Here is an 18,338-nt window from a genome sequence, read left to right as displayed (position 1 = left end):
TCGCGCCAGCATTGCCGCCGATCGCAATCGCATTGGTGCCCGTGGCGTTGGAACGATCGCCGATGGCGATGCCCGAGGCCGACCCGGTCGCATTCGCGCCCCATCCGATCGCGACCGCCGCGTCCTGGGGTGCCTGAGCGTTGTATCCAAGGGCGACGCCACCGCTGACCGCAGTGGCCTGCTGCCCGATGGCAACGGCGTGGGTGCCGTTGGCGAGCGCAGATTGCCCCATCGCGACAGCCCCTGTGCCATTGGCATTGGCACTGCCGCCGATGGCAACGCCACCGGTTGCTTTCGCGTTTTGCCCTATCGCAACAGCCCCGTTGCCCGACGCAGTGGCCCGGTCACCATTGGCGTTACTGCTGCCGATAGCTATCGATTCATCTGTTGCCGTACTCCCGTTGAGCGCGTATTGAGCCAACGCCCCACCCCATACCCCGCCGCCGCTCCGCCACCACCAAAGCAGCCACAGTCGCCACTCGCGACTTGCTCTTCTTCCCTCGCGCCGAAGTCAATTCAGACGCCGCAACCCAGGCCCCCAAGGCTTCATTCCAGATACTTCGATAAGACTTGTTCATATTCTTCGAGCTCGGTTCACAAAGGCGGGCGCGGTATCAACGGAGGAGGAAGGCAACGACCGCCCGCGGTTCGTCACCCCCGCCAGGGTCGTAGTTACCCTGACGTTCACAATGGACGCGGTAATGTACGCAGCCGTTTACATTTGGAGCCATTCGTGTGCATCGGAAACTTGAAAATGATGATTTAGTTCACAAAATTTCACGATTGGAGACAATTTAGGAGCGGGCGAACCCGGCGCGGAACGTCGATCCGAACGCCCCGCCTAGAATCGCCGCCGCTGTCTGTCACAGCGGTTTTCCGCACAAAGGTTGCCAAAATGAAGCCGTTCCTCTCCCGTTTCCTGGCCGCATGCACGCTGGCCCTCGCCAGTTCCTGCGCCCTGGCACAGGACGGCTCTTCCGCCGACGAACTCGTGCAGGCGGGCCTCACCGCCCTGAAGCAAATCGACGAAGGCCGGGCAGGGGAAATCTGGGACACCGCTTCGGCTTTCATCAAGACCCGGTACCCACGAGCTGACTTTGTCGCCAATACACAACGCGCCCGTCAGACCGTGGGCACCGTTGCTCGACGTGATTGGGCCGGCATCACGCGGATCCGTAACCCGGACGACAGCGCCGGCATTCCGGCCGGCCTGTATGCCAACGTCGACTTCTCCACCCGGCTTGCCAACGACAAGACCGTCTTCGAAAAAGTCAGCTTCCGCCTCGAACCCGACGGCTGGCGGCTGACGGGCTACGTCCCGCGCGAAAACCAATGACCACCGCCTCGGGTGCGGGCCTGCGCATCGGCATCACGATCGGCCTCCACCACGAGGCCGAGACGCTCTGGAACAACGGCATCAAGCAGAACGCCGTGTTCCTGGCGGAGGCACTGAAACACTGCCCCAGCGTGGCCTCCGTGGTGCTGGTCAACACCACCGCCACTCCCATCACCCCCGCCCTGCCCTGGGACCAGGCCCGCTGGCCGACCGTGACCTTCGAGGCGGCCAAGGACAGCGTGGACGTGCTGATCGAACTGGGCGGCCAGATCGATGCCGACCAGACCGAGCACCTGAAGCGCCGCGGCGCGCGGCTGGTGTCGTACTGCTGCGGCTTCGAGTACGTGCACGCGATGGAGTCGATGCTGTTCGGCAAGCCGCTGTGGGGCCGCAACCTGTTCGTCAACCAGCGCTACGACGACATCTGGATGGTTCCGCAGGTGGCGCACATCAGCCAGCCGTACTTCGAGGTGCTGCGCCGCGCCGAGGCGCGCGCCGTGCCCTTCGTCTGGAGCCCGGTGTTCCTCGAAGAGCGCTCCCGCGCGCTGCCCGAGCGCGGCGCGTACCAGCCGCGCAGCGGCCCGCGGCGGCTCAGCGTGATGGAGCCGAACATCAACGTGGTGAAGTTCTGCGTCTATCCGATCCTGATTGCCGAGCTGGCGTACCGCACCCGGCCCGACGCGGTCGCGCTGCTGCAGGTCACGAACGCGGAGCGCATGGCCAAGGACAGCATGGAGTTCATCACGCTGATGAACCAGCTCGACCTGGTGCGCCAGCACAAGGCGGTCTTCCTGGGCCGGCATGAAACGCCGGTGTTCCTGGCGCAGAACACCGACATCGTGGTCTCCCACCAGTGGGAGAACCCGCTCAACTACTTCTACCTCGAGACCTGCTGGCAGGGCTATCCGCTGGTCCACAACGCGCACCTGTGCGCGGACCTGGGCTACTACTACGCCGAGAACGACGTGGCCGCAGGCAGCGCCCGCGTGCTCGAGGCCATCGACGGGCACGACGTCCAGGCAGACGCTTATCGCGAACGGCAGCGCGCACTCATTGCGCGGTACCTGCCCGGCGACACGGCGGCCACACAGACTTACGACACCCTGCTGCAGGGCCTGATGCAGCGCCCTGCCCGCTAGCTAGTCAGCCAGACACACGGAGCCCTCCCGCATGCTCGACCCGTCCGAACTCCGGCACTTCTATCCCGTGATCGTGACGCCGAGCCACGACGGCAAGTTCTTCCAGAACTACGTGGCATCGCTGCTGAACTTCACCATCCACGCCGAACGTGCCGGCATGAAGATGCAGGTGCTGATGCACCAGGGCGAGAGCCTGGTCACGCGCGCGCGCAACAACTGCGTGGCCCAGTTCCTGGCCAACACGGAGTGGACACACCTGTTCTGGATCGACGCCGACATCGGGTTCTCGGCCGAGGCGGCCTTTCGCCTGCTGCTGTCGGGCTACGACATCGCCGCCGGCGTCTACCCGCTGAAGCGCGAGAACTGGCCAGAGGACGGCGTGGTCGCAGGCACCACGCAGCAACAGTTCGAGGCCGGCTTCACGCGCTACACGGTCAATGCCAAGGCCGAGGAAGGCGCGACGCAGATCGAACTCGAGGTGCAGCCCGACGGCTTCATGAAGATGACCGAGGCACCCACAGGCTTCATGGTGATCCGACGCCAGGTGTTCGAACGGCTCATGGCCGCCTACCCCGACCTGCAGTACGTGCCCGACAGCATCGGCGAAGCCGACCGAGGGCTGCACTACCGCTTCTTCGACGTGATGGTCGACCCGGTCACGCGGCGCTACCTGTCGGAAGACTACGGCTTCTGTCGCCTGTGGTCAGGCCTGGGCGAGTCGATCTACATCGACGCCAGTTCGAACCTGACCCACCAGGGCGCCAAGCTGTACCGGGGGGACTTCGCCCACTCGCTGCAGGCGTCGCTGCCTTACGCGGTCGGCGGGCCCGCCGGCATGGCGATGGTGTTGAAGGGCCAGGAGCACCTGAAGCCCAATCCGCCGCACGGCTGACACCACCGAACGAACGCCCATGAAAAAGCCCCGCCAAAAGCGGGGCTCGTTTCATGGGGCCGGCGGATCAATCGCTCGCCGGCTGTCGCGCTTTCAGGCCGCAACCGTGTCCGCCACGCCCTTGTAGTCTTCGATCTTGTCGAAGTTCAGGTACTGGTAGATCTGGCTGCTCGAAGCATCGAGCACGCCCGTGGCAGCCATGTACTCCTCGCGCGTCGGGATGCGACCCAGGCGCGAGCAGATGGCGGCCAGTTCGGCCGAGCCCAGGTACACGTTCGTGTTCTTGCCCAGACGGTTCGGGAAGTTGCGGGTGCTGGTCGACATCACCGTGGCGCCTTCGCGCACTTGGGCCTGGTTGCCCATGCAGAGCGAGCAGCCCGGCATTTCGGTGCGGGCGCCGGCGTTGCCGAACACGCCGTAGTGGCCTTCTTCGGTGAGTTGCTGCGCGTCCATCTTGGTCGGCGGCGCAATCCACAGCTTGACCGGGATGTCGCGCTTGCCTTCGAGCAGCTTCGATGCGGCACGGAAGTGGCCGATGTTGGTCATGCACGAACCGATGAACACTTCGTCGATCTGCGCACCGGCCACGTCGCTCAGCGTCTTCACGTCGTCGGGGTCGTTCGGGCAGGCCACGATGGGTTCGTGGATCTCGGCCAGGTCGATCTCGATGACTGCGGCGTATTCGGCGTCAGCGTCACCCTTGAGCAGCTGCGGGTCCTTGAGCCAGGCTTCCTGCGCGGCGATGCGGCGGGCCAGCGTGCGGGCGTCGGCGTAGCCTTCGGCAATCATCCACTTCATCAGCGTGATGTTGCTGTTGATGTACTCCTGGATCGGTTCCTTGTTCAGGTGCACCGTGCAGCCGGCGGCCGAGCGTTCGGCCGAGGCGTCGCTCAGTTCGAAGGCTTGTTCGACCTTCAGGTCGGGCAGGCCTTCGATTTCGAGGATGCGGCCCGAGAAGATGTTCTTCTTGCCTTGCTTGGCCACGGTCAGCAGGCCCGACTTGATGGCGTACAGCGGAATGGCGTTGACCAGGTCACGCAGCGTGACGCCGGGCTGCATCTTGCCCTTGAAGCGTACGAGCACCGACTCAGGCATGTCCAGCGGCATGACGCCGGTGGCAGCCGCGAAGGCCACGAGGCCGGAGCCTGCGGGGAAGCTGATGCCGATGGGGAAACGGGTGTGGCTGTCGCCGCCCGTGCCCACGGTGTCGGGCGTCAGCAGGCGGTTGAGCCAGCTGTGGATCACGCCGTCGCCCGGACGCAGCGAGACACCGCCGCGGTTGGCCATGAACTCGGGGAGTTCGTGGTGCATCTTGACGTCGACCTTCTTCGGGTACGCCGCCGTGTGGCAGAACGACTGCATGACGAGGTCGGCCGAGAAGCCCAGGCAGGCCAGGTCCTTCAGCTCGTCGCGGGTCATCGGGCCGGTGGTGTCCTGCGAGCCGACCGAGGTCATCTTGGGTTCGCAGTACGTGCCCGGGCGAACGCCCGTGCCTTCGGGCAGGCCGCAGGCGCGGCCGACCATCTTCTGTGCGAGCGAGTAGCCCTTCTTGGTGTCGACCGGGCTTTGCGGCAGGCGGAACAGCGTCGAGACGGGCAGGCCCAGCGCTTCGCGCGCCTTGGTCGTGAGGCCGCGGCCGATGATCAGCGGAATGCGGCCGCCGGCACGCACTTCGTCGAACAGCACGTCGCTCTTGACGGTGAACTCGGCAATGACCTTGCCGTCCTTCAGGGCCTTGCCTTCGTAGGGACGCAGCTCGACCACGTCGCCCATGTTCATCTGCGTCACGTCGAGCTCGATGGGCAGTGCGCCCGAGTCTTCCATCGTGTTGTAGAAGATGGGAGCGATCTTGCCGCCGAGGCAGACGCCGCCGAAACGCTTGTTCGGCACGAAGGGAATGTCTTCGCCGGTGAACCACAGCACCGAGTTGGTGGCGCTCTTGCGCGACGAACCCGTGCCGACCACGTCGCCGGCGTAGGCCACGAGGTGGCCGCGCGCGCGCAGGTCTTCGATGAACTTCACCGGGCCGCGCTTGCCGTCTTCTTCAGGAACGATGCCGGGGCGCGCGTTCTTGTGCATCGCCAGGGCGTGCATCGGAATGTCGGGACGCGTGGTGGCATCGGGTGCGGGCGACAGGTCGTCGGTGTTGATTTCGCCAGCCACCTTGAAGATGCTGACAGTGATGCTTTGCGGCACTTCGGGGCGGCTGGTGAACCACTCGGCATCGGCCCAGCTTTGCAGCACGCCCTTGGCGTGGGCATTGCCCTTGTCGGCTTTTTCCTTGACGTCGTGGAACTGGTCGAACATCAGCAGGGTTTTCTTCAGGCCTTCGGCTGCGACAGCGCCGACTTCGGCGTCGTCCAGCAGGTCGATCATGGGGCTGATGTTGTAGCCGCCGAGCATGGTGCCGAGCAGTTCGGTGGCGCGGGCGCGCGAGATGAACGCGTTCTTCTCGGTGCCGTGGGCCACGGCCGCGAGGTAGCTCGCCTTGACCTTGGCGGCGTCGTCGACGCCGGCGGGCACACGGTAGGTGAGCAGGTCCAGCAGGAAGGCGCCGTCCTTGGCATTCGCGCTCTTCAGGAGCTCGATCGCTTCGGCGGTCTGCTTCGCGCTCAGGGGCAGCGGCGGGATACCGAGCGCGGCGCGTTCGGCAACATGATCAACGTAGGCTTGCAACATCTTCTTTTCTCCGGAAACTAGGCTATCGGACGTGCGGAACGGGCTCGAGCGGCCAAGCAAGAGCCGCGCCGCACCCCGGGTTCGGTGCTCTTCTTACTTCTTGGCTGCGTCGGCACCTTCGAAAAGGGCCTTCGGGGGGTTCTTCTTCATTTCGTCGGCAAAGGCAACCTGGGCTGCCGTCTGGCATTCGTCGGCGATGCGCAGGCCGGCCTTCTGGTTCATCAGCATCGACTTGTTGCCCAGCTGGAGCCACATGGCGCCGGCACGCGGGTCTTCGAGGCGGATGGCGCCGGTGCGGCTTTCGACCGGGTGCATGCGGTACTTCAGGCCCTTGGTGGTCACGTTGAAGAAGCCGGGCTTCTTCTCGTCGGGCGTGACGGTGACGTCGGCGCCGAGTTCGCACTGGGCCTTGCCGATGGACACGCGCTGCGCCACGGCCAGGTCGGACTCGGACAGCACGATGTTCGTGTCGTCGGCGATCGGCGTGACTTCTTCGACGGCCTTGGCCGCCTTGCGGGTCACCTGGCGCTTCGGCGGGGCCTTCTTGGCTTCAGACTTGGCGGCGGCCGGCTTGGTGGCGGTGGCGTTTTGCGCCACGGCGGCGAACGGCAGGGCCAGCGCAACGGCGGCGATCAGGGCAATTTTTTTCATGTGCGGGGTTCCTTCAGGCTGATTCAGTGGGTTTCAGGAGACCGCGATGCAAACCAGGCTTTCGCCTCGGAGGGCAACGCGCGCCCTGTTGCGTGGGCACGCGTCAGGACCTGCCAGAAGTGGCGGTAGCTCGCGCGGTCGTGCAATGTGCCATCAATTTGTGTCGGTGCCCAATCCGCGTCGGCGGCTTTTGTAATGATTTTTGTGGCAATTTGAATCTGCGCCTCGTCGGGCGCGAAGGCCTCGAGGATCGGACGGATCTGGTTCGGGTGGATGCTCCACATGCGCGTGTAGCCGAATTCGGTGGCCGCCTTGCGGGCCGCGGTGCGCATTGCATCGGTGTCGTTGAACTCGGTGACCACGCAATGCGAAGGCACCTTGCCGTAGGCATGCGCGGCCGAAGCCAGTGCCAGCTTGGCACGCACGACCAGCGGATGGCTGAACTGCCCCGCCGCGCCCATGCCGTCGGCGGGAATGGCGCCGGCATGCGCCGACACGAAATCCATGAGACCGAAGCTCAGCGACTGCACGCGCGGATGCGCGGCGATCTCGAAGGCGTTGTGCACCGCAAGCGGCGATTCGATGAGCACGTGCAGCGGCAGCGCGCCGGCATCGGCCGCGTCGAGCGCCGCAACAGCCTGCAACACATCGGCCACGGATTCGACCTTCGGCACCATCAGGTGGCTCAGGCGATCGCCCGCACGACCGGCGATGGTGATCACGTCGCCAGCGAATGCGGGGTGATCGACCGGGTGCACGCGCACACCGACGCGCATGCCGGGCTTCGCGGCCAGCGCGAGTTCGGTGACGAGCGCGGCATGCTCCGCCTCGCCGCCGACCGGGGCGCCGTCTTCGCAGTCGAGGGTGACATCGAACACGCAGGCGCCGAACTCCTCGGCCATCTCGGCCTGGAGCGCGAGACTCTTCTTCATGCGGGCTTCGACGCCGCTGTAGTGGTCGCATACCGGCAGGGTCACGGCGCCGGCCTGGGCGCCGAGCAGCACGTCCGCGGGATGAGCGACGGTCTGGGTGGTCATGCGTCTTTTTTCTTGTGCGCCACGATGAACATGCGCGGGAAGGCGAGCAGGCGCTTGCCGTCGGTGCGCACGGGGTAGGCCTCGTTGACCCGGCGTTCGTATTCAGCGAGGTAGCTCGCCTGCAGGTCGGGCGGCAGCCGGTCGACGAAAGGCTTCAGCCCGGTGCTGCGCACCCATTCGACGATGGCCGCGGCGTCCGCCATCGGGTGCTGGTAGATGGTGTGCCAGACATCGACATGGGCCGCACGCGCGGCCAGCAGGTCGTAATAACCGCCGAGCGGCAGCAGCAAGGTGCGCAGCTTGTCGGCGTCGCCGATGGGCTCGGCCCAGGGCGCTTCGGCCGCCACCGCCCGCATCAGGCGGTGCGTAGGCTCTTGCCGGTTGTCGGGCATCTGGACGGCGAGCACGCCGCCCGGAGCCAGCGCGTCGAACAGGCGGGGGATCAGCGTCTCGTGATCCGGCACCCATTGCAGGGACGCGTTGGCATAAATGAGATCGGGCGCTTCTGTTTCACGCGGCGCCCAGGTCGCGATGTCGTTCAACTCGAAGCGCGCCGCCGGCAGGCGCTCGCGCGCGCTGACCAGCATGGCTTCGGAGTTGTCGGTGCCCGTGACTTTCGCCTTGGGGAACCGATGTGCCAGCAGCTCGGTGGAATTGCCCGGTCCGCATCCGAGGTCGACCACATGGGCGGCCTCGGCAAGCGGGACCCGCGCCAGGAGTTCCTGTGCGGGCCGGGTGCGCTCGTCCTCGTAGCGACGGTAGAGCGCGGGGTTCCAGTCGAGCATGCGGGCGATTTGCTTGACTTACAGCAGGTGGGCGACGCCGGCGCGTTCGCCTTCGAGTTCTTCGAGCGTCTTGTTGATGCGTTCCTGGCTGAATGCGTCGATGTCGAGGCCTTCGACCAGCTTGTACTCACCGTTTTCGCAGGTGACCGGGAAGCCGAACATCACGTCCTTCGGAATGCCGTACTGGCCGTCCGACGGGATGCCCATCGTGACCCACTTGCCGTTGGTGCCCAGGGCCCAGTCGCGCATGTGGTCGATGGCGGCGTTGGCGGCCGAAGCAGCCGACGACAGGCCGCGTGCTTCGATGATGGCCGCGCCGCGCTTGCCGACGGTCGGCAGGAAGGTGTTGGCGTTCCATTCCTGGTCGTTGATCATCTTGGCGACACTTTCGCCGTTGATGGTCGCAAAACGGTAGTCGGCGTACATCGTGGGCGAGTGGTTGCCCCAGACGGTGAGCTTCTCGATGTCGGCCACGGCCTTGCCGGTCTTGGCAGCGATCTGGCTGGCAGCGCGGTTGTGGTCCAGGCGCAGCATGGCGGTGAAGTTCTTGCGCGGCAGGTCCGGTGCCGACTTCATGGCGATGTAGGCGTTGGTGTTGGCAGGGTTGCCGACGACCAGCACCTTCACGTTGCGCGAGGCCACGGCGTTCAGCGCCTTGCCTTGTGCCGTGAAGATGGCGCCGTTGACGGCCAGCAGTTCGGCACGTTCCATGCCGGGGCCGCGGGGGCGCGAGCCGACCAGCAGGGCGTAGTCGGCGTCCTTGAAGGCGGTCATCGGGTCGCCGTGGGCTTCCATGCCAGCCAGCAGCGGGAAGGCGCAGTCGTCGAGCTCCATCATCACGCCCTTGAGGGCCTTCTGGGCCTTCTCGTCGGGGATTTCGAGCAGTTGCAGGATGACCGGCTGGTCTTTGCCGAGCATTTCGCCGGAAGCGATACGGAACAACAGGGCATAACCGATTTGACCGGCGGCACCGGTAACGGCAACGCGGACAGGCTTTTTGCTCATGGGAAGACTCCAGAAGGTAGTGAAACGGGGCTGCGCTCTCGTGGGGCGCCAGCGGTCCTGCGGGGGGAAGCTTTCCCGCGGCGCGGGACCGGCCCGCATTTTAAGCCGAATCGACAAAGGCCGTCTTATGTCTTATATAAGATATCCTCTGGGGGTCCGCCACGGCGCACCCCACCGCTGCCATGAACACGCCCTCCACCCTCGACGAGCCCACGACGCCGTCCTTCAGTCCGCTCTACCAGCAGATCAAGACCCTGATCCTGCAGAGCCTGCAGGCCGGCGAGTGGAAGCCGGGCGAGCCCATCCCCAGCGAGATGGACCTGGCCGTACGCTTTCGCGTGAGCCAGGGCACGGTGCGCAAGGCGATCGACGAACTGTCGGCCGAAAACCTGGTGGTGCGCCGCCAGGGCAAGGGCACCTTCGTGGCCACGCATGCCGAGCAGCATGTGCAGTACCGCTTTCTGAAGCTCGTGCCCGACGCCGGCAGCCCGAGCGCCGAAGGCCCGGCCGAGCGCACCATCGTCGACTGCAAGCGCCTGCGCGCCTCGGCCGACGTGGCGCGCGCACTGAGCCTGCGCACCGGCGACGCCGTGCTGCAGGTGCGCCGCGTGCTCGCCTACGCGGGCGTGCCAACCATCCTCGAAGACCTCTGGCTGCCCGGCGCGCCCTTCAAGGGCCTCACGGCCGACCGGCTGCGCGCGTGGCCCGGCCCGATGTACGCGATGTTCGAAACCGAATTCGGCGTGCGCATGGTGCGTGCCGAAGAAAAGATCCGCGCCGTGTTGCCCGATGCCGAACAGGCCCAGCTGCTCGACGTGCCGTTGCAGATGCCGCTGCTGAGCGTGGAGCGCGTGGCGCACACGTACCACGACATGCCGATGGAACTGCGACGCGGCCTGTACCGCACCGACACCCACCACTACCGCAACCAGCTGGGCTGATCCGATGGCGCCGAAGAACCTCGCCCGCGCGGGCACAAACGCGCACACTCAGCCCGCGCAACGCAGCCTCGCATCGCGAGCATCCGACTGCCGCAGTGCGTTGACTCCTGCGCGTCCAGTGCGCGATGGTGCATTGCAATAGAATTTTGCGTTGTTTGCATTCCGCAGAAGAAACAAAAGCGTTCGCTCTCAGAACAAGCCAACAAGTCACAAAAGCCACGAAAGCCATCTCCCTATGACAGAGCTTGCAACTCCTCCCCGGCCGCCGCGTCGCGAATTCCGGAACATCAATGCCTTCACCGATCTCACGACCTACCGGCTGCCGCCGGCCGGCATCGTGTCGATCCTGCACCGCGTGAGCGGCGTGATCATGTTCCTGCTGATGCCCTTCATCATCTGGATGTTCGACACCTCGCTGTCATCTGACTATTCGTTCGCGAAATTCAAGTCCGTTTTCAACATCGGCGTCGGCTTCGCTCCGGGATGGTTCTTCAAGCTCGTCGCACTGGCGCTCATCTGGGCCTACCTGCACCACTTCATCGCCGGCCTGCGTCACCTCTGGATGGACGTGAGCCACTCCGCCGTGACCAAGGAATTCGGTCACAGCTCGGCCATCTTCACGCTGGCTGCAAGCATCATCCTCACGCTGGCGCTCGGCGCCAAGCTGTTCGGCCTGTACTGAGAAGGAGCCAACCATGTCTGTGAATTACGGCTCCAAGCGCATCGTCGTCGGCGCACATTACGGTCTGCGCGACTGGCTCAGCCAACGCATCACCGGCGCCCTGATGGCGCTCTTCACGATCATCCTGCTCGCGCAGGTGGTCTTCTCGCGCGGCCCCATCGGCTACGACCTGTGGGCCGGCATCTTCGCCGCACAGTGGATGAAGGTCCTGACCTTCTCCGTGATCGTTGCCCTGCTCTATCACGTGTGGGTCGGCATGCGCGACGTGTGGATGGACTACGTCCAGCCTGTCGCCATCCGTCTCGTGCTGCAAGTTTTCACCATCGTCTGGCTTGTCGGTTGTGCGGGTTGGGCTATTCAAGTGCTTTGGAAGATCTGACCCACCATGACCTACACAAAAGAAAACATCACCAAGCGCAAGTTCGACGTCGTGATCGTCGGTGCCGGCGGCTCCGGCATGCGCGCCTCGCTGCAACTCGCCCGTGCCGGCCTCAACGTGGCCGTGCTCTCCAAGGTGTTCCCGACCCGTTCGCACACCGTGGCTGCCCAGGGCGGCGTGGGCGCTTCGCTCGGCAACATGAGCGAAGACAACTGGCACTACCACTTCTACGACACGATCAAGGGTTCCGACTGGCTCGGCGACCAGGACGCGATCGAGTTCATGTGCCGTGAAGCCCCGAAGGTCGTGTACGAGCTCGAGCACTTCGGCATGCCCTTCGACCGCAACCCCGACGGCACCATCTACCAGCGTCCGTTCGGCGGCCACACGGCCAACTACGGCGAGAAGGCCGTGCAACGCGCCTGCGCCGCGGCCGACCGCACCGGCCACGCGATGCTGCACACGCTCTACCAGAAGAACGTGGAAGCCCGCACCCAGTTCTTCGTCGAATGGATGGCGCTCGACCTCATCCGCGACGACGAAGGCGACGTGGTCGGCGTGACCGCTCTCGAAATGGAAACCGGCGACCTGCACATCCTGCAGGCCAAGACCGTGCTGCTGGCCACCGGCGGCGCAGGCCGCATCTTCGGTGCGTCCACCAACGCGTTCATCAACACCGGCGACGGCCTGGGCATGGCCGCACGTTCGGGCATCCCGCTGCAGGACATGGAGTTCTGGCAGTTCCACCCCACCGGCGTGGCCGGCGCGGGCGTGCTGCTGACCGAAGGCTGCCGCGGCGAAGGCGCCATCTTGCTGAACAGCAACGGCGAACGCTTCATGGAGCGCTATGCGCCCACCCTGAAGGACCTGGCACCGCGCGACTTCGTGTCGCGCTCGATGGACCAGGAAATCAAGGAAGGCCGTGGCTGTGGTCCCAACAAGGACTACATCCACATGAAGCTGGACCACCTGGGCGCCGACACCATCCACAAGCGACTGCCGTCGGTCTACGAGATCGGCATCAACTTCGCCAACGTGGACGTCACCAAGGAACCGATTCCCGTGGTGCCCACCATCCACTACCAGATGGGCGGCATTCCGACGAACATCAACGGCCAGGTCGTCATCCAGAAGGGCGAAGACAACAGCGCCATCGTGAACGGCCTCTACGCCGTAGGCGAATGCTCCTGCGTGAGCGTGCACGGCGCCAACCGCCTGGGCACCAACTCGCTGCTCGACCTCTTGGTGTTCGGCCGCGCGGCCGGCAATCACATCGTCGAGTTCAACGACAAGCTCAAGGAACACAAGGAACTGCCCAAGGATGCGGCCGACCGCACCCTGCAGCGCCTGAACGAACTCGAAGCCTCCACCGGCGGCGAGTACGCCCAGGACGTGGCCGGCGAGATCCGCGCCGTCATGCAGCAGCATGCCGCCGTGTTCCGCAAGCAGGCCTCGATGGACGAAGGCGTGGTCAAGATCGCCGCCGTGCGCGAGCGCGTCAAGGGCATCGGCCTGAAGGACAAGTCCAAGGTGTTCAACACCGCCCGCATCGAAGCGCTGGAAGTCGACAACCTGATCGAAGTGGCGCAGGCCACCATGGTCTCGGCCGCCGCCCGCAAGGAATGCCGCGGCGCCCACACGGTGGAAGACTACGAGCGTCCCGCGGACGACCCGGTCGCACCGCTGGGCCGCGACGACGCCAACTGGATGAAGCACACGCTCTGGTACAGCGCGGACAACCGCCTCTCGTACAAGCCCGTCAAGCTGCAGCCGCTGACGGTGGCATCGGTGCCACCCAAGGTCCGCACGTTCTAAGAATATTTACAAGGTCCATACGATGAAGCGCACATTCCAGATCTACCGCTACGACCCGGACAAGGACGCCAAGCCCTACATGCAGACGGTCGAGGTCGAACTCGACGGCCACGAACGCATGCTGCTGGACGCCCTGATGAAGCTCAAGGCGCAGGATCCCACGCTGTCGTTCCGCCGCTCGTGCCGCGAAGGCGTCTGCGGCTCCGACGCGATGAACATCAACGGCAAGAACGGTCTGGCCTGCCTGACCAACATGAACACGCTCAAGGGCACCGTCGTGCTCAAGCCGCTGCCGGGCCTGCCCGTCATCCGCGACCTGATCGTCGACATGACCCAGTTCTTCAAGCAGTACAACTCGATCAAGCCGTACCTGCAGAACGACACCGTGCCGCCCGAGAAGGAACGCCTGCAGTCGCCCGAAGAGCGCGAAGAGCTCGACGGCCTGTACGAGTGCATCCTGTGCGCGAGCTGCTCCACGAGCTGCCCGAGCTTCTGGTGGAACCCCGACAAGTTCGTCGGCCCGGCCGGCCTGCTGCAGGCCTACCGCTTCATCGCCGACAGCCGCGACGAAGCCACCGCCGAGCGCCTGGACAACCTGGAAGACCCGTACCGCCTGTTCCGCTGCCACACGATCATGAACTGCGTCGACGTGTGCCCGAAGAGCCTGAACCCCACCAAGGCCATCGGCAAGATCAAGGAACTGATGGTGCGTCGCGCCATCTGACCTTCTTTCAAGACACCACCATGCAAACCGCCGACGAACTCCAGCAGCCGCTCAGCGAACGTGCGCTGAGCAAACTGAAATGGCGTTGCCGGCGCGGCCTGCTCGAGAACGACCTGTTCATCGCCCGCTTCTTCGAGCGGCACGAATCCCACATGACCAACGGTCAGGCGGGAGCGATGGAGACATTGATGGACCTGTCGGACAACGACCTCCTGGACCTTTTGCTGCGCAGAAAGGAGCCCGAGCCCGAATGGGCCGGCGCCGAGGTGGTCGCATTGCTGCATCTGATGCGTACCGATGGCGCGCAGCGTCCCGCAATCTCTCCTTCGTCCTGAATCCTCCTCTGAAAGTAAACCGAAATGAAAGCATCCGATACCAAGGCCACGCTGTCGTTCAGCAATGGCGGCGACAACGTCGAACTGCCGATCTACAAGGGCACCATCGGCCCTGACGTGATCGACATCCGCAAGCTGTATGCACAGACCGGCATGTTCACGTACGACCCGGGCTTCATGTCGACCGCCGCCTGCCAGTCGGCCATCACGTACATCGACGGCGACAAGGGCGAGCTGCTGTATCGCGGCTACCCCATCGAGCAACTCGCGACCAACTGCGACTTCCTAGAGACCTGCCACCTGCTGCTGTACGGCGAGCTGCCCGATGCTGGCAAGAAGGCCAATTTCACGAAGCTCGTGACGAACCACACGATGGTCAACGAGCAGATGCAGTTCTTCCTGCGCGGCTTCCGCCGTGATGCCCACCCGATGGCCATCATGACCGGCCTCGTGGGCGCCCTGTCGGCCTTCTATCACGACAGCACGGACATCAACAATCCCGAGCACCGCGAGATCGCTGCGATCCGCCTGATCGCGAAGATGCCCACGCTCGTGGCCATGGCCTACAAGTACACCGTCGGCCAGCCGTACATGTACCCGAAGAACGAACTGAGCTATGCAGGCAATTTCCTGCACATGATGTTCGCCACGCCGTGCGAAGAGTACAAGGTGAACCCGGTGCTCGAGCGCGCGCTCGACCGCATCTTCATCCTGCACGCAGACCACGAGCAGAACGCCTCGACCTCGACCGTGCGCCTGTGCGGCTCGTCGGGCACCAACCCCTTCGCGGCCATTGCAGCCGGTGTGGCGTGCCTGTGGGGCCCGGCCCACGGCGGTGCCAACGAAGCGGCGCTGAACATGCTGTACGACATCCAGCGCGAAGGCGGCGTGGAAAAGATCGGCGAGTTCATCAAGAAGGTCAAGGACAAGAACTCGAACGTCAAGCTGATGGGCTTCGGCCATCGCGTGTACAAGAACTACGACCCGCGCGCCAAGCTCATGCAGGAAACCTGCAACGAAGTGCTGACCGAGCTGGGCCTGGAAAACGACCCGCTGTTCAAGCTCGCCAAGGAACTCGAAAAGATCGCCCTGGAAGACGAGTACTTCGTGTCGCGCAAGCTCTACCCGAATGTCGACTTCTACTCGGGCATCGTGCAGCGCGCCATCGGCATCCCGGTGCCGCTGTTCACCGCGATCTTCGCGCTGGCCCGCACGGTCGGGTGGATCGCCCAGCTGAACGAAATGATCGGCGACCCCGAGTACAAGATCGGCCGCCCGCGCCAGCTGTTCGAAGGCTCGCCCAAGCGTGACGTGAAGCCGATCTCGGCTCGCTGATCGACCGAGCGCGGAACCTCCGCTCCCTGAAAAGCTGCCTCCGGGCAGCTTTTTTATTGCCCGTTCGGCATGTCCCTCCTCGCCAGCCGGCAGCGAGGTCATCGCGCATCGCGATGGCAACGGCTAGAAAACAGGAAGAAAATAGCCAACTCATCGCCAAACGCGATGCCCGAGCCCCCATGAGCACCTCCGAACGCAACTTTGCCCGCCGCATCGACCTCACGTCGCTGCAGCTGTTCGTGGCCGTGTGCGAGCTGGGCAGCATCGGGCGCGCGGCGGAGCGTGAATTCATTGCGGCCTCGGCCGTGAGCAAGCGGCTGTCCGACCTGGAAGCCACGCTCGGCACCGCCCTGCTCTACCGCCATGCGCGCGGCGTCGACCTCACGCCGGCCGGCGAAAGCCTGCTGCACCACGCCCGCTCGGTGCTCTACAGCCTCGAGAAGATGCAGGGCGAGCTCAGCGAATACGCCGACGGCGTGCGCGGCCACGTGCGGGTGCACGCCAACATCTCGGCCATCGTGCAGTTCCTGCCGGAAGACCTGGGCGTGTTCTCGCGCGAACACGAGGCCATCAAGATCGACCTCGAAGAGCACCTGAGCAGCGAGGTGATCCGCGCGGTACAGGAAGGCGCGGCCGACCTCGGCGTGTGCCACGTGGCTGGCGGCGCGGGCGAGCTGCAGAGCCTTTCCTACCGGCACGACCGCCTCGCGCTGATCGTGCCCGAGGGGCACGCGCTGGCCGCGCAGGACACGATCGATTTCATCGACTCGCTGGCCTTCGACCATGTCGGCCTGCACACCAACAGCTCGATCTACGTGGCGATGCACGAAGCGGCGCTCAGTGCCGGCCGCAGCGTCAAGCTGCGCATCCACGTCACAGGCCTGGACGCCATGTGCCGGATGATCGACAACGGCCTGGGCATCGGCGTGATGCCGCAGCGCGCCTTCGAGCTCATGCACAACGGCATCGGCCGGGGCCTCGTGAGCGTGACGCTCAACGACGCCTGGGCGGCGCGCGAAATCCGGCTGGTGGCGCGCGACTTCTCCACCCTGCCGGTGGCCGCGCGCACGCTGGTGAACCACCTGCACGCGGCGGCCGACTCGGCCGGCGCCACCGAACGACTCGCGGCCTAGACCGCATCGACAGACAATCCATTTCCCCACGAAAGAAGAGACCGACATGGCACGCACGCTCTACGACAAGATCTGGGACGAACACGTCGTCCACACCGAGGAAGACGGCACCGCGATCCTCTACATCGACCGCCACCTGGTGCACGAAGTCACCAGCCCGCAGGCCTTCGAAGGCCTGCGCGAAGCCGGCCGCAAGCTGTGGCGCATCAGCTCGGTGGTGGCCACGGCCGACCACAACACGCCCACCACCGGCTGGGAGCGCGGCTACGAAGGCATTGCCGACCCGACCAGCAAGGAACAGGTCACCACGCTGGACCACAACATCGCCGAGTTCGGTGCCGCCGCGTTCTTTCCGTTCCTGAGCAAGCGCCAGGGCATCGTGCACGTGATCGGCCCGGAAAGCGGCGCAACGCTGCCGGGCATGACGGTCGTCTGCGGCGACTCGCACACCTCCACGCACGGCGCGTTCGGCGCGCTGGCGCACGGCATCGGCACCAGCGAGGTCGAGCACGTGATGGCCACGCAGACGCTGCTGGGCAAGAAGGCCAAGAACATGCTCGTGAAGGTCGAAGGCAAGCTGCCCCTGGGCTGCACGGCCAAGGACATCGTGCTGGCCATCATCGGCAAGATCGGCACCGCCGGCGGTACGGGCTACACCATTGAATTTGCCGGCTCGGCCATTCGCGACCTGAGCATGGAAGGCCGCATGACGGTCTGCAACATGGCCATCGAAGCCGGCGCGCGCGCCGGGCTGGTGGCGGTCGACGAGAAGACCATCGCCTACGTGAAGGGCCGCCCGCTCGCGCCCACCGGCGTCGAATGGGACCAGGCCGTGAGCTACTGGCGCACGCTGCAGTCCGACCCGGGCGCCACCTTCGACGCCGTGGTCGAGCTCGACGCCGCGACCATCCCGCCGCAGGTCACCTGGGGCACCTCGCCCGAGATGGTGGTCGACATCAACGGCCGCGTGCCCGATCCCGACAAGGAAAAGGACGCCAGCAAGCGCGGCGCCATCGAGCGCGCACTGGTCTACATGGGCCTGGAGCCCAACAAGGCCATGAACGACATCTTCATCGACAAGGTGTTCATCGGCTCGTGCACCAACAGCCGCATCGAGGACATGCGCGAAGCCGCCGCCGTGGTGAAGAAGCTCGGCCAGAAGGTCGCGAAGAACGTGAAGCTCGCGATGGTCGTGCCCGGCTCGGGCGTGGTGAAGGAACAGGCCGAGCGCGAAGGCCTCGACCTGATCTTCAAGGCCGCAGGCTTCGAATGGCGCGAGCCCGGCTGCTCGATGTGCCTGGCGATGAATGCCGACCGTCTCGAGCCCGGCGAGCGCTGCGCATCGACCAGCAACCGCAACTTCGAAGGCCGTCAGGGCGCCGGCGGCCGCACCCATCTCGTGAGCCCCGCGATGGCCGCCGCTGCTGCCGTGCACGGTCACTTCGTCGACGTGCGCACCTTCGCCTGATC

Annotated in this window: 18 protein-coding genes; 12 read left to right on the top strand and 6 right to left on the bottom strand. The window is 65.1% G+C overall.

The genetic code is table 11. The features are described from left to right. Window positions 1–380: 380 nt before the first annotated feature. Window positions 381–578, bottom strand: coding sequence for an ESPR domain-containing protein (locus GFK26_RS14180; protein ID WP_153282505.1), 198 nt, complete (start codon window positions 576–578; stop codon window positions 381–383). A gap of 317 nt (window positions 579–895) precedes the next feature. Between GFK26_RS14180 and GFK26_RS14175 the strand changes: the two genes are divergently transcribed. From GFK26_RS14175 to GFK26_RS14165, 3 genes are read left to right on the top strand one after another with little or no spacing between them, the layout of a single operon-like run. Continuing rightward, the gene (locus GFK26_RS14175; protein ID WP_153282504.1) at window positions 896–1,336 is read left to right on the top strand and encodes a DUF4019 domain-containing protein; all 441 of its coding nucleotides are present in this window, start codon (window positions 896–898) and stop codon (window positions 1,334–1,336) included. Next, window positions 1,333–2,475, top strand: a complete 1,143-nt coding sequence (locus GFK26_RS14170; protein ID WP_153282503.1) for a DUF2827 domain-containing protein — start codon at window positions 1,333–1,335, stop codon at window positions 2,473–2,475. The genes GFK26_RS14175 and GFK26_RS14170 overlap by 4 nt, the downstream gene beginning before the upstream one ends. 31 nt (window positions 2,476–2,506) lie before the next feature. Next, complete coding sequence (locus tag GFK26_RS14165; RefSeq protein WP_153282502.1) at window positions 2,507–3,367, top strand: hypothetical protein; 861 nt, start codon at window positions 2,507–2,509, stop codon at window positions 3,365–3,367. Between the two features lie 93 nt (window positions 3,368–3,460). On the opposite strand, the gene GFK26_RS14160 is transcribed toward GFK26_RS14165, so the two are convergent. The 5 genes from GFK26_RS14160 to GFK26_RS14140 form a co-directional block, all read right to left on the bottom strand. Beyond that, window positions 3,461–6,046: a bifunctional aconitate hydratase 2/2-methylisocitrate dehydratase gene (locus tag GFK26_RS14160; protein ID WP_153282501.1), complete on the bottom strand. Its 2,586-nt coding sequence runs from the start codon at window positions 6,044–6,046 to the stop codon at window positions 3,461–3,463. Between the two features lie 93 nt (window positions 6,047–6,139). After that, entirely contained in the window at window positions 6,140–6,697 is a 558-nt protein-coding gene (locus tag GFK26_RS14155) for a hypothetical protein (protein ID WP_153282500.1), read from the bottom strand. A 23-nt stretch (window positions 6,698–6,720) separates the two neighbouring features. Next, complete coding sequence (locus GFK26_RS14150) at window positions 6,721–7,734, bottom strand: HpcH/HpaI aldolase/citrate lyase family protein (protein ID WP_153282499.1); 1,014 nt, start codon at window positions 7,732–7,734, stop codon at window positions 6,721–6,723. After that, the gene (gene tam, locus GFK26_RS14145) at window positions 7,731–8,519 is read right to left on the bottom strand and encodes a trans-aconitate 2-methyltransferase (RefSeq protein WP_153282498.1); all 789 of its coding nucleotides are present in this window, start codon (window positions 8,517–8,519) and stop codon (window positions 7,731–7,733) included. Before tam ends, GFK26_RS14150 begins: the two co-directional genes overlap by 4 nt. A gap of 18 nt (window positions 8,520–8,537) precedes the next feature. After that, window positions 8,538–9,524 (bottom strand): malate dehydrogenase, encoded by a 987-nt coding sequence (locus GFK26_RS14140; protein ID WP_093124159.1) that lies wholly within the window; start codon window positions 9,522–9,524, stop codon window positions 8,538–8,540. Between the two features lie 182 nt (window positions 9,525–9,706). On the opposite strand from GFK26_RS14140, the gene GFK26_RS14135 reads away from it, so the two are divergent. The 9 genes from GFK26_RS14135 to leuC all read left to right on the top strand — a co-directional run bounded on the left by GFK26_RS14135 (window position 9,707) and on the right by leuC (window position 18,336). After that, complete coding sequence (locus tag GFK26_RS14135; protein ID WP_153282497.1) at window positions 9,707–10,465, top strand: GntR family transcriptional regulator; 759 nt, start codon at window positions 9,707–9,709, stop codon at window positions 10,463–10,465. 235 nt (window positions 10,466–10,700) lie between these two features. Continuing rightward, window positions 10,701–11,147, top strand: coding sequence for a succinate dehydrogenase, cytochrome b556 subunit (gene sdhC, locus GFK26_RS14130; RefSeq protein WP_153282496.1), 447 nt, complete (start codon window positions 10,701–10,703; stop codon window positions 11,145–11,147). A 13-nt stretch (window positions 11,148–11,160) separates the two neighbouring features. Continuing rightward, on the top strand, window positions 11,161–11,526 hold the full coding sequence (sdhD, locus tag GFK26_RS14125; RefSeq protein WP_099795596.1) for a succinate dehydrogenase, hydrophobic membrane anchor protein: 366 nt from the start codon (window positions 11,161–11,163) through the stop codon (window positions 11,524–11,526). A gap of 6 nt (window positions 11,527–11,532) precedes the next feature. Then, on the top strand, window positions 11,533–13,341 hold the full coding sequence (sdhA, locus tag GFK26_RS14120; RefSeq protein WP_153282495.1) for a succinate dehydrogenase flavoprotein subunit: 1,809 nt from the start codon (window positions 11,533–11,535) through the stop codon (window positions 13,339–13,341). Between the two features lie 22 nt (window positions 13,342–13,363). Next, window positions 13,364–14,065, top strand: coding sequence for a succinate dehydrogenase iron-sulfur subunit (locus GFK26_RS14115; RefSeq protein WP_062479706.1), 702 nt, complete (start codon window positions 13,364–13,366; stop codon window positions 14,063–14,065). Window positions 14,066–14,085: 20 nt separating this feature from the next. Beyond that, a complete protein-coding gene (locus tag GFK26_RS14110) occupies window positions 14,086–14,400 on the top strand; it encodes a succinate dehydrogenase assembly factor 2 (protein WP_099795593.1) in 315 nt (104 codons plus the stop codon). A 24-nt stretch (window positions 14,401–14,424) separates the two neighbouring features. Further along, window positions 14,425–15,735 carry a citrate synthase gene (gene gltA, locus GFK26_RS14105; protein ID WP_056572035.1) on the top strand — a complete coding sequence of 437 codons (1,311 nt, stop codon included), beginning with the start codon at window positions 14,425–14,427 and terminating at the stop codon, window positions 15,733–15,735. A 179-nt stretch (window positions 15,736–15,914) separates the two neighbouring features. Continuing rightward, window positions 15,915–16,868 carry a LysR substrate-binding domain-containing protein gene (locus tag GFK26_RS14100; RefSeq protein ID WP_153282494.1) on the top strand — a complete coding sequence of 318 codons (954 nt, stop codon included), beginning with the start codon at window positions 15,915–15,917 and terminating at the stop codon, window positions 16,866–16,868. 46 nt (window positions 16,869–16,914) lie between these two features. Further along, window positions 16,915–18,336, top strand: coding sequence for a 3-isopropylmalate dehydratase large subunit (leuC, locus tag GFK26_RS14095; protein WP_153282493.1), 1,422 nt, complete (start codon window positions 16,915–16,917; stop codon window positions 18,334–18,336). The last annotated feature ends 2 nt before the right edge of the window (window positions 18,337–18,338 follow it).

It is taken from the genome of Variovorax paradoxus (genome assembly GCF_009498455.1).
Taxonomy (GTDB): domain Bacteria; phylum Pseudomonadota; class Gammaproteobacteria; order Burkholderiales; family Burkholderiaceae_C; genus Variovorax; species Variovorax paradoxus_H.
This window is presented reverse-complemented; position numbering and strand designations above follow the sequence as displayed.

Coding starts and splice junctions, on each gene's coding strand:
- GFK26_RS14180 (WP_153282505.1), bottom strand. CDS start 578: ATGAACAAGTCTTATCGAAGTATCTGGAATGAAGCCTTGGGGGCCTGG.
- GFK26_RS14175 (WP_153282504.1), top strand. CDS start 896: ATGAAGCCGTTCCTCTCCCGTTTCCTGGCCGCATGCACGCTGGCCCTC.
- GFK26_RS14170 (WP_153282503.1), top strand. CDS start 1,333: ATGACCACCGCCTCGGGTGCGGGCCTGCGCATCGGCATCACGATCGGC.
- GFK26_RS14165 (WP_153282502.1), top strand. CDS start 2,507: ATGCTCGACCCGTCCGAACTCCGGCACTTCTATCCCGTGATCGTGACG.
- GFK26_RS14160 (WP_153282501.1), bottom strand. CDS start 6,046: ATGTTGCAAGCCTACGTTGATCATGTTGCCGAACGCGCCGCGCTCGGT.
- GFK26_RS14155 (WP_153282500.1), bottom strand. CDS start 6,697: ATGAAAAAAATTGCCCTGATCGCCGCCGTTGCGCTGGCCCTGCCGTTC.
- GFK26_RS14150 (WP_153282499.1), bottom strand. CDS start 7,734: ATGACCACCCAGACCGTCGCTCATCCCGCGGACGTGCTGCTCGGCGCC.
- tam (WP_153282498.1), bottom strand. CDS start 8,519: ATGCTCGACTGGAACCCCGCGCTCTACCGTCGCTACGAGGACGAGCGC.
- GFK26_RS14140 (WP_093124159.1), bottom strand. CDS start 9,524: ATGAGCAAAAAGCCTGTCCGCGTTGCCGTTACCGGTGCCGCCGGTCAA.
- GFK26_RS14135 (WP_153282497.1), top strand. CDS start 9,707: ATGAACACGCCCTCCACCCTCGACGAGCCCACGACGCCGTCCTTCAGT.
- sdhC (WP_153282496.1), top strand. CDS start 10,701: ATGACAGAGCTTGCAACTCCTCCCCGGCCGCCGCGTCGCGAATTCCGG.
- sdhD (WP_099795596.1), top strand. CDS start 11,161: ATGTCTGTGAATTACGGCTCCAAGCGCATCGTCGTCGGCGCACATTAC.
- sdhA (WP_153282495.1), top strand. CDS start 11,533: ATGACCTACACAAAAGAAAACATCACCAAGCGCAAGTTCGACGTCGTG.
- GFK26_RS14115 (WP_062479706.1), top strand. CDS start 13,364: ATGAAGCGCACATTCCAGATCTACCGCTACGACCCGGACAAGGACGCC.
- GFK26_RS14110 (WP_099795593.1), top strand. CDS start 14,086: ATGCAAACCGCCGACGAACTCCAGCAGCCGCTCAGCGAACGTGCGCTG.
- gltA (WP_056572035.1), top strand. CDS start 14,425: ATGAAAGCATCCGATACCAAGGCCACGCTGTCGTTCAGCAATGGCGGC.
- GFK26_RS14100 (WP_153282494.1), top strand. CDS start 15,915: ATGAGCACCTCCGAACGCAACTTTGCCCGCCGCATCGACCTCACGTCG.
- leuC (WP_153282493.1), top strand. CDS start 16,915: ATGGCACGCACGCTCTACGACAAGATCTGGGACGAACACGTCGTCCAC.